The sequence below is a fragment of the Streptomyces uncialis genome, from assembly GCF_036250755.1.
Classification (GTDB): domain Bacteria; phylum Actinomycetota; class Actinomycetes; order Streptomycetales; family Streptomycetaceae; genus Streptomyces; species Streptomyces uncialis.
Genome location: NZ_CP109583.1, coordinates 1,156,811 through 1,170,746, shown reverse-complemented (window position 1 = coordinate 1,170,746; position 13,936 = coordinate 1,156,811). Strand labels below are relative to the sequence as shown.

The window sequence follows — 13,936 nt, the reverse complement described above, 5'->3', positions numbered from 1 at the left end:
CGACGGGTGGTGCGGGTTGGCGGGGGACGTTCCGATGGACGGGCGCGGGTACGGCGGCGGGCGGGGTCGGAGCTGCCGGTACGTGCGGACGGACGCGGAACGTCGTTGCGGGTGAACCCGGTTGGGGAGCCCGTTTTCCGGTGGGACGGGGACCTGTGACGCGGGTGGACGTGGGACGGAGCGATCCAGGATCCCTGGCTCCGGCTTGCTGCGGAGTTGGCTGATACACCCCCTCTGACGAGGGGATTTGTTGCTGTGCTCAGGTGCTGGCGAGGTTCGGCCAACGCACCCGATGCCCACCGATGTCCATGAACTCTCCATCATTGCGACACAACTACGACACAGGCACGCTATTGTTCGCATGCCCTGCCGAAGGTCCAGACCATATCCAAGGGCAACAACCGCGCGCCATGCCCGTGAACATCTCCTGTGCCCTCGCATCCCCGGAACAAATTCTCCCGGGGAGTTCGCTCTTGGAGGACGTCATCAACGCCAAGCCCGCACCGTTGACCGTTCCCGACCTTCTCGACGCCCGGGCCGCGAAACAGCCCGACCGGGTCGCGATCGAGGTACGCGGCGGCGGCTCGCTGACCTACGGGAACTGGCGTGAACGGGCCGTCCGGGCCGCCCGGGGGCTGGCGGACGCGGGTGTCCGGCCCGGCGAACTCGTCGCCCTGCGCTTCACCGACCGGGAATGGGACGGCTACGCGGTCGCGAACCTCGCCGTCCACCACGCCGGGGCGGCGGCGCTGCCGCTCCGCGCCGACCTCACCGAACCGGAGGCCGTACGGCTCGCCGGGATCTGCGGTGCCACGACGGTCCTGCGCGGGGCCGAACTGCCGCCGCTGGGAGCCGCCCTGGGCGGCGCCGACCTGTCGCTGTCCGAGATCGAGGCGGCCGGAGCCACCCTGGCCGGAGCCGACTCACCGCTCCGCCGGGAGGACACGGGCCCCGCCCCCGACGCCCTCACCGGCTCCGGCTCACCGCACGGCCGCAGGCGTACGGGTCCCGACCCCGGCGACCTCGCGCAGGTCGTCGGCACCTCGGGAACCACCGGCGACTCCAAAGGCGTACGCGCCTCCCACGCCAACCTCACGGCGGGCCTGCGGCTCCACCCCCGCCCCCGGCCCTACGCCCACTCGCGCCATGCCCTGCACTCCTTCCCCATCGGCACCAACGCCGGTCAGGTGATGCTCATCAGCGCCCTCACCGGCGCACCCACCACCGTGGTCCTCCCGCGCTTCGACGCCGAGGAGTTCGGCCGGACCATCGAGGAACGCCGCGTCGGCACCGTCTTCCTCGTGCCGTCGATGGCGATCGAACTGCTCAATTCCGGTGCGGCCGACCGGCACGACCTCTCCAGCGTCCTGCTGCTCAGCTCCTCCGCCGCCGCTCTCCCCGCTCCCGTCGCCCGGGCCCTCGCCGAGGCCCTGCCGAAAGCCACCGTCGTCAACGTCTACACCTCGTCCGAAGCGGCTCCCGCGCAGCTCTCCGCCGTCGTCGGCCAGGCCCCGCCCGGTGCGGTGGGCCGCCCCACCGACCCCGGGGACCTGCGCGTCCTCGCTCCGGACGGCACCCCCGTACCGCCCGGCCGGACGGGCGAGATCTGGCTGCGCCAGCCCGGCCCTCCGCGCTCGTACGCCGGTGACCCGGCCGCCGGTGCCACGGTCTTCCGCGACGGCTGGGTACGGATGGGCGACCTCGGGCGGCTGGACGAGGACGGCTATCTGTACCTGGTGGACCGCGAGAGCGACGTCATCAAGTCCGGGGCGCTCAAGGTCTCCACCCTCCGGATCGAGGACGCGCTGCACGAGCACCCGGACGTCGCGGACGCGGCGGCACTGGGCGTACCGCACCCGGTCATGGGGTCCGTACCGGTCGCCGTCGTGGTACCCGCCGCCAGTGGTCTGGACCTCGACGCACTCCGGCTCTTCCTCAGCACCCGGCTCGCCCGTGCCGAACTGCCCGTACGCGTTCTGCTCGCCGACGACCTGCCGCGCAACGCCTCCGGCAAGGTGGTCAAGCGGCGACTGCGCCCGCTCTTCGCGACGGACGGGGAACACTCGGCGGACGGGGACCGTGTGACGAGCGCGGCAGGCGCCACGGACACCGGCGCGGCGGCCCCTGCGGGCGTGGGCGCCGTCGCCGCCATCGCCCCGGCCGCCGCCCGACCACCCGGCACCACCACCGAACTGCGCCTCGCCGCGATCTGGCAGGAGGTGCTGGGTCGCCCGGTACGGGACGCGGCCGACGAGTTCTTCGCCCTCGGCGGCGACTCCTTCCGCGCCGTGCACCTCGCCACCGCCGTCGCCGACCGGTTCGGCGTCGACACCGGCGCCGACCTCGTCTTCGGCCGGCCGTCCCTGCGGGCCCAGGCCGCCTGGCTGGACGGGGAGGCGGCCCGGGAACCCACCCCGGACGCCCACGCTTCCGGGGACATCCCCGTGGACCGCGCACCCGACCCGCAGCTCCCGCCCTATCTGCGCGCCCTGCGGGCCCAGCACCACGAGATCCCGCTCACCAGCCAGCAGGAGAACTTCCTCGACTGGATGGCCGAGGAGGACGGCCGCGATGTCGGCGCCGTCACCGCCCTCTTCCGTGTCACCGGCCCGCTCGACCGCCCCGCGCTCGGCCGCGCCCTGTCCGCGCTCGTGGAACGCCACCCCGCCCTGCGGACACGGTTCGTCCCCGTGCCCGGCGGCGTGCACGGGCTGGTCCGGACCGTGCTGGACGAGAAGGCCCACCCCCGCGTCACGCTGAAGGACGCCCCCGGCGCCACCGACGACGAGGTGAACGCCCTGCTCATCGCCGAACGGGACCGCCTCACCGACCTGGCGGCCGACCCGACGGCCCGGCTGCTCGTCGTCTCCCGGGGCCCCGAGGACCACATCGTCCTGCTCGCCGTGCACCATATGGTCGCCGACGGCTGGTCGATCGGCGTCCTGCTGCGCGAACTCGGCCTCGCCTACGACGCCCTGCGCAGGGGCCGCACCCCCCGGCTGCCCGACCCCGGACTGTCCTATCCGGAGCTGGTGCGCTGGGCCAACGACCGCTGGGGGAGCGGCCGGAGGCACTTCGCGACGGCGCTCGCGGGCGCCCCGTCCGCGCTCGATCCCTTCCCCGGGCGGCGTGCCGTCGACCGTGTGCACACCGTCGCGCACCCCTTCACCGTCGGGTCCGGCCCCGCCGGACGGCTGCGGGAACGGGCGGGCGCACTCGGTGTGACCCCGTTCATGGCCGTCGCCGCCCTGTGGAGCGGACTGCTCACGGCCCGCGCCGACAGCCCCGACCTGGTGCTCATGACCCCGGTCCCCGGCCGGACCAGGGCCGAGGCGCAGCAGGCCGTCGGCTGTCTGGTGCAGTCCCTGCTGGTGCGGGTGGACTGCTCCGGCGGCCCCGGCTTCGCCGAACTCGCCGAGCGGGTCCGACGGGCCGCCACCGGCGCGCTCGACCACCAGATGTACCCCTACGCCGAGTTCAAACCGCATGTGGTGGCGTTCCCTGCCTGGCTGCGGTACGAGAGCTGGGCCGCCGACGCCCATCTGCCCGGCCTGCGCTGCGAACCGTGGGAGCTGCCGCGGGGCACCACCGTGCCCTGGCCGCTGCCCGGCGGGGACCTCGGGGTCCCCGAACTGACCGTGGTGGAAAAGCCGGACGGGTCGCTGAACTGCTGGATCCAGTACAACGCGCTCGCCTTCGACGAGCCGGTCATCACCGCGCTCGCCGACGACTTCCACGCGGCCCTGACCACGGCCGCCGGCTCCTGACAACCGCCGTGACCACCGGCCCGTCCTGACCGCCACCCTGTCCTGACCATCGGCCTGTTCAGACCCTTGTCCCCCGCTTCGACCGGCGTCCTGTCCCGGGCATCGCCTGTCCTGACCCCTGTCCCGCTTCGACCGGCGTCCCCCTCCGGGCGTCGCCCGCCCTGATCGTCGACACGTCCTCGCGGGCACCCGTCCCGACCGTCGCTCCTCCGACGGCCGACCTGCTCCGGCACCACCACCTGCCTCCGACGGCACCCGCCCCCACCGCCACGACCCCGGCTCCGACGTCCCCCGCCCCGACCGCGTCACCCGCCCCGGCGCCGGCCCACCGAGCACCGTCGCTCGCCGACGGCCGCCGCCCGCCCCTGTCGCACCCCGCCCCGCCGTCAGCGCCGACGCCGGGCACACGTCCCCGCGCCTCCGCTCCGCCCCGTCCCCGCACCGCTCTGCCCGGTCGCGCCTCCGCGTCGACCCGTGCCGGGCAGCAGCGGGAGTTCGACCACGCTTCCGCGCGCACCCACCTCCACCCCGAACCACCCCACCGCACCCGCATTCCCCCTGTCCCCTCGCTACGCCCGCCCCGTCCGTTTGCCCCCCGCCCCACTCCTGCCACGCGTCCCGACGCCGAACAGACCGAGGAAGACCTGTGACCAGCACCCCGGCCAGCGCTGCCCAGCAGGGCATCTGGATCAACGAGCGGATCGCGCCGCTCGGCTCCGTCCACCACATGCCCTTCGCCGTCCGCTTCGACGGCCCCTTGGACTCCGCCGCACTCGCCGCCGCCTGCGCCGATGTGGCCGACCGTCACCCCGCCCTGGCCCTGACCGTCCGTGAGCGGGACGGGGTCCCCCTGCTCACCTCCGGTCCGCCGCCCGCGCTGACCGTTCGTGACACCACACCGGAACGGCTGCCCGGCGAGCTGGCCGCCGCGAGCGCGGAGCCGTTCGACCTCGCGGCCGGACCCCCCGTACGGTTCACCCTGCTGCGCACCGGCCCGACCCACGCCACCCTGCTGGTCGTCGCGCACCACATCGCCTTCGACGGCACCTCCACCGATGTGTTCCTGACCGACCTGGCGGCCTGCTACGCCCACCGCACGGGCGGCGCACCGGCCCCGGCCGCCACCGACGGCTCGCTCGCCCACGCCGCCGACCTCCCCGAGCCCGACGCCCGGACGATCGCCGAGGCGTCCGCCTATTGGGCCGACCGCCCCTTGCCCGGTCCCACGGTGCTGCTGCCGGGCCTCGACACCGGCGCGGGCGACGCCGTCGGCGTCGGTCCGGGCGCGGCCGTCGACTTCGACATCGACCCGGCGCTCCGTACCGGCCTCGCCGACACCGCCGAGAAGCTCGGCGTCACCTTCTTCGAACTGCTCCTCGCCGCCGTGCACACCCTCCTGCTGCGGTACGGGAACGAGCGCCCCGCCGTCACCGTCGGCCTCGGCACCCGCACCCCCGACGCCGCCGACCGGATCGGCATGCACGCCAACGAGCTGCCCGTGGTCACCACCCCCGAACCAGGCACCCCCTTCAGCGAGTTCGCCCACACGGTCCGCGCCGAGCTGCGCGGCTGCTACCCGCACCGCCGCGTCCCCCTGCCCCGCGCCGTCCGGGGAGTACAGCCCGGTTCCGCCCTCGCGCCCGTCATCCTCACCTACCGCCGCCGGATCGCCCCCGTCACCTTCGCCGGGGTACGCGCCACCATCGACTGGACGCTCTTCCCCGGCACCGCGCGCGGCGCCCTGCGGTTCCACCTCCTCGACGGCCCGGACCGGCTCCGCGTCCTGCTCATGCACCGTACGGACCTGCCGTCCCCCGTCCGGGCCGACCGGGTCGGCGCACATCTGCGCCGACTGCTCGCCTCGATCGCCGCCGCCCCCGGCACCCCGCTGGCCGACCTGCCGATCCTGGACGAGACGGAACGCGCCCCCTTGCGCGGACCCGAACCCGCCCCCGACGCACCCGGCGCAACGTTGCCCGCGCTGCTCACCCGCTCCTTCGCCGCGCACGCCGCACGCCCCGCCGTGTCGGTCGGCGAACAGACCCTGACCTACGCGGAACTGGCCACCGCCGCTACCGGCCTCGCCCGGCGGCTCACCGCCGCCGGGGTCACCCCCGGCACCGTGGTCGCCGTCTGCGCGGAGCGTTCCGCCGAGATGGTGGCCGCCGTGCTCGCCGTCACCCTCGCCGGGGGCGCGTACCTGCCCGTCGACCCGTCCTACCCGGCGGAGCGCGTCGCCCTCGTACTCGCCGACGCCGGTACTCCCCTCGCACTCGCCCAGCGGAGCACCGCCCACCTGGTCGAAGGACACGGCAGCACCCTCCTGCTCGACGACCTCTTCACCGGGGACGTGACCGGCGGGGCCGACGGCCCACCGCTGCCGTCCCCCACCCCCGACGACCTCGCCTACCTCATCTACACCTCCGGCTCCACCGGACGCCCCAAGGGCGTCGAGGTTCCCCATGGCGCCCTCGCCCATCTCCTGCTGGCCTTCCGCGACACCCTGGCAGCCGGTCCCGACGACGTCTGGCTCGCCGTCACCTCGCTCTCCTTCGACATCTCCGCCCTCGAACTGCTGCTGCCGCTGATCACCGGCGGCCGGGTGGTGATCGCGCGCGAGACGGACACCCGCGACGGCCGCGCCCTCGCCGCCCTGGTCGGGCGGCACGGCGTCACCCACGCGCAGGCCACCCCGTCGGGCTGGCGGCTCCTGCTGGACGGCGGGCTCGACGCCCCCGCCCTCATCGCCCTCAGCGGCGGCGAGGCCCTGCCCCTCGCGCTCGCCCGCCGGCTGCGGACACGTGTCGCACGGCTGTGGAACGTGTACGGGCCGACCGAGACCACCATCTGGTCCACCGCCGCCGAGGTGCCGCCCGTACCCGACGGGATCACCATCGGCCGCCCCATCGCCGGTACCACCGCCCTCGTCGTCGGCCCGGCCGGGCACCCCGTACCGCACGGGGTCACCGGCGAACTGGCCCTGGGCGGCGCCGGACTGGCCCGGGGCTACCGGGGCCGGCCCGAGCAGACCGCCGAACGCTTCGTCACCGACCCGGTCACCGGCGCCCGCCACTACCGCACCGGCGACCTCGCGAGGGTCCGGCCCGACGGCGCGCTCGACTGCCTCGGCCGCCGCGACGACCAGATCAAGCTGCGCGGCCACCGGATCGAACTCGGCGAGATCGAGGCCCGTCTCCAGGACCATCCCGCCGTCGCGGCGGCGGCCGTCGCGGTCCGGGGCGACGACGGCGACCCGGTCGGCCGGATACTCGTCGCGTACCCGGTCTGGCGCCCGGAGGCCCCTGTACCGACCAGCGCCGAACTGCGCTCCTTCCTCACCCTGGTACTGCCGGACGCGATGGTCCCCGGTGTCGTCCACCCGCTCCCGGCCCTCCCGCTCACCCCCAACGGCAAGACGGACCGCGCGGCCCTGCCCGAACCGGCCCGGGGCACAACGGAGTCCGCGCCGGACACCGTGTCCCCGGACGGCGACCCGGGCCCGGACGACGGATGGGACGAGCTGGCCGCCGGGATAGCCGCCATCTGGTGCGAGGTGCTGGACCTGCCCGTCATCGGCCACCACGACGATGTCGTCGACCTCGGCGCGCACTCCCTGACCATCACCCAGGTCGCGGCCCGTATCCGGGACCGCCTGGGGGTCGACGTACCCCTGCATGTCTTCTACGAGGAGTCCACCACGGTGGCCACGGTGACCGACGCTGTCGTGCTCGAACTGCTGGCGGAGGAGGCGTGATGGACCCCTTGAACCCGCCCCACTCCCCGGGCTCGCCCCACTCCCTGGGCTCCCCGGAAGCCCTCACGCCCACGGCCGCCGCGCTCACGGTCTCCGTACCGGCGGCGCCTGCACCGTCCGTCTCCGTACCGGCGGCGCCTGCACCGTCCGTCTCCGCGCAGGCCGCCCCGGCGCCGGCCGTGCCCGCGCCGACGGGTGTCACGGTGACACGTTCCGCATCGGTGGACGCCATGCCCAGCGCCGCCGCGTCGGTGGCCACCGCTCCGGCGCGTACCGTCCCCACGGACCCCGCCCCCACCGCCGCCGCGCCGCCCGACCCCGTCGTGGCGCCACCCACGCCCACCGACCGTCCGCCCCGGCGGGCGCTCAGCGGTGATCAGCGTGCCCTGCTCGCCCGGCGACTGCGCGAACGCGCCGCCGCCGCGGCCGCCCGGCCCACCGGCATTCCGGCCCGCCCGGACGACGAACCCCAGCCGCTGTCGCTCGCGCAGGAACGTCTCTGGTTCGTCGAGCAACTGACCCCCGGCACCGCCGCCTACGTCCTGCCCACCGCCGGACGGCTGCGCGGCCCGCTCCGGGACGAAGCCCTCGCCGAGGCGCTGCGTCTGATCGCAGTCCGCCACGACACGCTGCGCAGCACCTTCCCCGCCGACGAGGACGGCATGCCCCGGGTACGTGTCACGCCCGCCGACGGCTTCACCGTGCCCTGGGGTACCCGCGACCTCACCGGACTCCCGGCCGGGGAACGCGAGACCGCCGCCCGCGCCGCCGTCGAGGACGAGGTCGCACTGCCCTTCGACCTCGTGGACGGGCCCCTGCTGCGGGCCCTGCTGCTGCGCCTCGCCGACGACGACCACGTGCTCGTGATCTGCCAGCACCATCTCGTCGGTGACGGCTGGTCCGCCGGTGTGCTCCTGGACGAACTCCTCACCGGCTACGAGGAACTGGTCCGGGGCGCCACCCCCTCCCCGCCGCCGCTGCCCATCCGCTACGGCGACTTCGCCCACTGGCAGCGCGAGCGCCAGAGCCTGCCGGGGGCCGCCGCCGACCTGCGGTACTGGTGCGAGGCCATGACCGGGGTCCCGCCGCTGGACCTGCCCACCGACCGGCCGCGCCCCGCCGTACCCGGCCCCGGCGGAGCGACCCACGCCTTCCGGCTCGACGCCGACACGTACCAGGCCGTCCGCGCGCTCTCCCGGGCCCGGGGCGCCACCCTCTACATGACTCTGCTCGCCGCCTTCCAGGTGGTGCTCGGCCGCTGGTCGGGGCAGCGGGACTTCGCCGTCGGCACACCGTTCGCGGGCCGTCCCGACGAGGCCACCGAGGGCCTGATCGGTCTGTTCAGTACGATGCTGCCGATCCGCGCCGACCTCGGCACGTCCGAGCCGGGGCCGGGGGACGACGCGGTCGACGGTGACGACGCCGGGCCCGGTTTCGCGGTCGTCCTCGACCGCGTCCGCACCGCCGCCCTCGGCGCCCAGCAGCACCGCGAGGCGCCGTTCGAGCGGCTGGTCGAGGCGCTGAACCTGCCGCGCGACCTCGGCCGGCCGCCCCTCTTCCAGGTCTCCTTCGCCCTCCAGAACCACCGTGCCCAGACCGTCCAGCCGCGCGACCTCCAGTGGCGGACCTTCCCCTTCGAGGGCACCGGCGTCCATCTCGACCTCGGGCTGTACTGCACCGAGACCGAGGACGGCCTCGACGCCTTCGTCACCTACCGCACCGACCTCTGGGACGCCGCCACCGTCGCCCGCCTCGCCGGGCACTGGCAACGCGTCCTCGCCGGGGCCGCCGCCGACCCGCACACCCCCGTCGGCGCCCTCGACCTCCTCACCCCCGGCGAACGCGACCGGGTGCTGTACGAGTGGAACGACTCCGGCGCCGCCCGCCCGGCCGCCGCGACCCTCGCCGCCGCCGTCACCGCGCAGGCCGCCCGCACCCCCGACGCGATCGCCCTCGTCCATGAGGGCCGCACCCTCACCTACGCCGAACTCGACCGCCGGGCCAACCGGCTGGCCCGGCTGCTGCGCGGCACCGGCGCCGGACCCGACCGGCTCGTCGGCGTCTGTCTCGACCAGGGCCTCGACCAGGCCGTCTGCCTGCTCGCCGTGCTGAAGTCCGGCGCCGCGTACGTACCGCTCGACCCCGAGCAGCCCCGCGAACGTCTCGCCCATATGCTGACCGACTCCGCGCCGGTCGCCCTCGTCACCACCTCCCTCCGGCGGTCCCTGCTGACCGCGTCCGACGCCCCGGTCCTGCTGCTCGACGGACTCGCGGACCGGCTCGCCGCCGTCCCCGACACCCCGCCCGGCGACGGCGACGGCGCGGGACCCGACCACCTCGCGTACGTCATCTACACCTCGGGCTCCACCGGCACCCCCAAGGGCGTCGCCGTGCAGCACCGCCAGGTGCTCACCTACCTCGCCGGAGTGAGACAGCGCTTCGGCGAGGCCGGGCTCGCGGACGGCGCCCGTTACGTCCTGCTCCAGTCGCTCGCCTTCGACTTCGGCCTCACCACCCTGTATCTCGCGCTCACCACCGGCGGCACCCTGCATCTGCTGCCCCCGCGCACCCCCGGCCCGGAGCTGGCCGCCCATCTCGCCGAGTGGCGCATCGACTGCGTCAAGCTCACTCCCTCCCATCTGGCCGCGCTGTGCGCCGAGGTGGACGACCCGGCGGAGCTGCTGCCCCGACGGCTGCTCGTCCTCGGCGGCGAGGCGTCCGGCTGGGAGTGGGCGCGCCGGCTCGCGGTGGCGGGAGCCCGTACCGGCTGCCGGGTGATCAACCACTACGGACCGACCGAGGCCACCGTGGGCGCCACCACCCACCTGGTGGACCCGGACCTGCCCGCGGCGGGACCCACCACCCCCATCGGGCACCCGCTGCCGGGCGCACGGGTCTATCTGCTCGACGCCCGTCGGCAGCCGGTGCCCGCCGGGGTACCGGGGGAGCTGTGGATCGGCGGCGACCGGCTGGCGCGCGGCTATCTCGGCCTGCCGGACCTGACCGCCGAACGCTTCCGCGCCGACCCCTTCGCCGAAGCCCCACGCACGGCCACCTCCCCGGTCACGGCTTCGGACACGGCTTCGGTCACCGCCCCGGTCACCGAGGAAGCCAGGAGACCTGACAGATCCGCGAGAGCGGAGAGACCGGAGAGACCTGGGAGACCGGACAGACCCGAAGGCTCCGGGGATGCCGATGACGCCGAGATCGTGCAGGCTGCCGCCGCACCGCGCATGTACCGCACCGGGGACCTCGCCCGCCACCGTTCCGACGGCACGATCGAATTCCTCGGCCGCGACGACCACCAGGTCAAGATCCGTGGCTACCGGGTCGAACTCGGTGAGGTGGAGGCTCATCTCGCCCGGCTCCCCGGGGTCGCCCAGGCCGTCGCCGCCGCCCGGGGCCCCGCCGGTGAACTCGTCCTCGTCGGCTACCTCGTCCCCACCGCCGACGAGGCCCCGCCGCCGGTCGCCGAACTGCGCCGACTGCTGGCCGAGAAGCTGCCCGACTACCTCGTCCCCTCCCGCTTCGTCGTCCTGCCCGACCTGCCCCGGCAGGCCCACGGCAAGGTCGACCGCCGGGCGCTGCCCGAGCCCGGCACGCCCGGCCCCGGCGAGGCCGCCGTCTGGACGGCCCCCGCCACCCCCACCGAGGAGGCGGTCGCCGGTTGCTGGGCCGCTCTGCTCGGACTGGAACGCGTCGGCGCGCACGACGACTTCTTCGACCTCGGCGGACACTCCCTGCTGGCCATGCGGATGGTGGCCGCCCTGCGCGGGCTGCTGGGCCCCGAGGCCCGGATCACCCTCATGGACGTCTTCCGGGAGCGGACCGTCGCCGCGCTCGCGGCCCTCGCCGACCGCTCCGACTCCGAGCGCGGACCGAGCCGCTTCCTGCACGAACTGACGCCCCGTCAATCAGTCGACCGGGTCACGCTCTCCCTGGTCTGTCTGCCGTACGGCGGTGGCAGTGCCGTCGTCTACCAGCCGCTCGCGGACGCCCTGCCGCCCGGTGTCGCCCTGCACGCTGTCGCCGTCCCCGGCCACGACCTCGGCATGTCCGAGGAGTCGCTGCCGCTGGAGGAGGTGGCCCGCCGCTGCGCCGAGGAGGTGCTGAGCGGGGTGACCGGACCGGTCGCCGTGTACGGGCACTGCGGGGTGGGCGCCGCACTCGCCGTCGAACTGGCCCACCAGCTGTCCGCCGCCGGACGGGAGCCCGCCGCCGTCTATCTGGGCGGGATCTTCCCCTTCGCCCGGCCCACCGAGGGCCTGCTCGGGCTGCTCGCCCGCTTCTCCGTGCTGGACCGGCGACGCAGCGGACGGCTCCACCTGAACTGGCTCCGCTCCATGGGCGCCGACCTGGAGGGCCTGGAACCGGAGCAGTTGGCCACGATCGTACGGAACGTACGGGAGGACTCCCGCGCGGCCGAGGCGTACTTCACCGAGCAACTCGCCCGGCCCGCGCCCGCGCTGGCGTCCCCGGTGGTCTCGGTGATCGGCTCCGCCGACCCGGGGACCGACTTCCACCGCGAGCGGTTCCGGGAGTGGGGCTTCGTCGGCCCCACCACCGCCGTCGCCGTGCTCGACGAGGGCGGCCACTACTTCCTCAAGCACCGCGCCACGGAACTCGCCGAGATCGTCACCACGGTCCACCCGGCGGTCGCGGCGTCGCGCACGGGGCCCGGCCCGGGGAGCGCGCCCGGCACCGAACCGGAGCACTCCGCGTTCACCAAAGCCCCAGTAGCCACCAAGGCCACCGGGGTCGCCGGAGCCACGGACACCACACGGACCACGGAACCCGACAACGCAGAGCGCGACCGCACGGAACCCGTCAGTCCGGAGAACGACAGCACGGGACCGGGCGACACGGAGTCCGACGGCCTGGAACACGCCGATGTCGTCGCCCTCACCCGTGCCCACCGCCCCGGGCGTGCCACCTGGTGGCTGGACGGTGTTCACCACGCGTCGGCCGCCGGTGAGCGGTCCGCCACCCCGGCGACCCGCCGGGACACCCGTCGGTTCGTGGCCGTCGCCGCCTCCCAGATGATCTCGCAGACCGGCTCGGCGCTGACCGAGTTCGCCCTGCCGCTGTGGATCTACCTCTCGACGGACTCGGTCGCCTGGTTCGGCCTCTTCGCCGTCCTCGGTATCGTGCCGGGGCTGCTGGCCGCCCCGCTCCTCGGCGGCCTGGTCGACCGTGTCGACCGCCGCCGGGTGATGCTGGTGTCGACCCTGGTCTGCGGTACGTCCGAGGCGGTCCTCGCGCTGCTCCATGTGCTCGGGACCCTGCGGCCCTGGCATGTCGGGGTGCTGATGGCGATCCTCTCGGTCTCCCTCACCGGCCAGCGGCTCGCCTTCCAGTCGGCGATCCCGCAGCTCGTGCCGAAGCGCTATCTCGGCCACGCCAACGGCGTCGTACAGATATCCGGCGGTATGGCCCAGGTGGTCGCCCCGCTCGCGGCGGTCGGTCTGCTCGCCGGTATCGGTCTGGGCGGTGTGCTGCTGATCGACGTGGTCAGCTATGTGGTGGCGGCGCTGATCCTGCTGGCGGTCCGGTTCCCGCGCACGCTGGCCGCGCGGCGGCGCGAGACCCTGAAGCAGGAGATCACGGCCGGGTTCCGGCTGGTCTGGCGCAGGCCCGGGTTCCGGGCGATGCTGCTCTTCTTCGCCGTCCTCAACCTCTTCCTGCCGGTCCTCTTCCAGCTCGTCCCGCCGCTGGTGCTCGGCTTCTCCGGGCTCGGCACGGTGGCCACGGTCTCCCTCGCGGGCGGGATCGGCGCGATCGTCGGCGGCCTGGCGATGGGTGTCTGGGGCGGGCCGCGCCACCGCCGGATGCGCGGGATGCTGCTCGTGCTGCCGGTGCTGGCGTTCTTCTCCGTCCTGACCGGGCTGCGGCCCGAGCTGCTGATGGTCTGCGCCGGGGTGTTCGGGATGTCGGCGTCGCTGTCGATACTCAACGGCATCTATCTGACGATCATTCAGGTAAAGGTGCCGCAGCGGTTCCACGGCCGGGTGATGGCGCTCAACCAGCTTGTCGCGTGGTCCACCCTGCCGGTGGGCTTCCTGCTGATCGCGCCGTTCGGCAGCCGGTACCTGGAGCCGCTGATGGCCTCGGACGGCGCGCTCGCCGATACCGTGGGCGCTGTTCTGGGTGCGGGCGACGGGCGGGGGATCGGGCTGCTGTACATCCTCCTCGGGGTCGCGATCCTGCTGCTGGGAGCGGTCTCGCTGCGGGTGCGGGTGCTGGCCCGGTTCGACAGAGAGGTCCCGGACGCGCAGGCGGACGACCTGGTGGGCCTCGCCGCCCTCACCTCGGACCGCCCCGCCCCCGGTACTCCCACCACCGCCGGGACCCGCCCCATGCGGACCGGCTGACCGGACGGAGCGGAAACGGGTACGGGGTCGTCCGCCGCGCGGTG

3 protein-coding genes are annotated in these 13,936 nt (G+C 74.7%); all 3 read left to right on the top strand.

Translation table 11 applies throughout. The annotated features are described in order from the left end of the window. The first annotated feature begins 473 nt into the window (after positions 1-473). The 3 genes from OG711_RS04430 (at position 474) to OG711_RS04420 (ending at position 13,892) form a co-directional block, all read left to right on the top strand. On the top strand, positions 474-3,767 hold the full coding sequence (locus tag OG711_RS04430) for an AMP-binding protein (protein WP_405672718.1): 3,294 nt from the start codon (positions 474-476) through the stop codon (positions 3,765-3,767). 646 nt (positions 3,768-4,413) lie between these two features. After that, positions 4,414-7,521: a non-ribosomal peptide synthetase gene (locus OG711_RS04425; RefSeq protein ID WP_329558450.1), complete on the top strand. Its 3,108-nt coding sequence runs from the start codon at positions 4,414-4,416 to the stop codon at positions 7,519-7,521. Continuing rightward, entirely contained in the window at positions 7,521-13,892 is a 6,372-nt protein-coding gene (locus tag OG711_RS04420; protein WP_329558449.1) for a non-ribosomal peptide synthetase/MFS transporter, read from the top strand. The genes OG711_RS04425 and OG711_RS04420 overlap by 1 nt, the downstream gene beginning before the upstream one ends. The last annotated feature ends 44 nt before the right edge of the window (positions 13,893-13,936 follow it).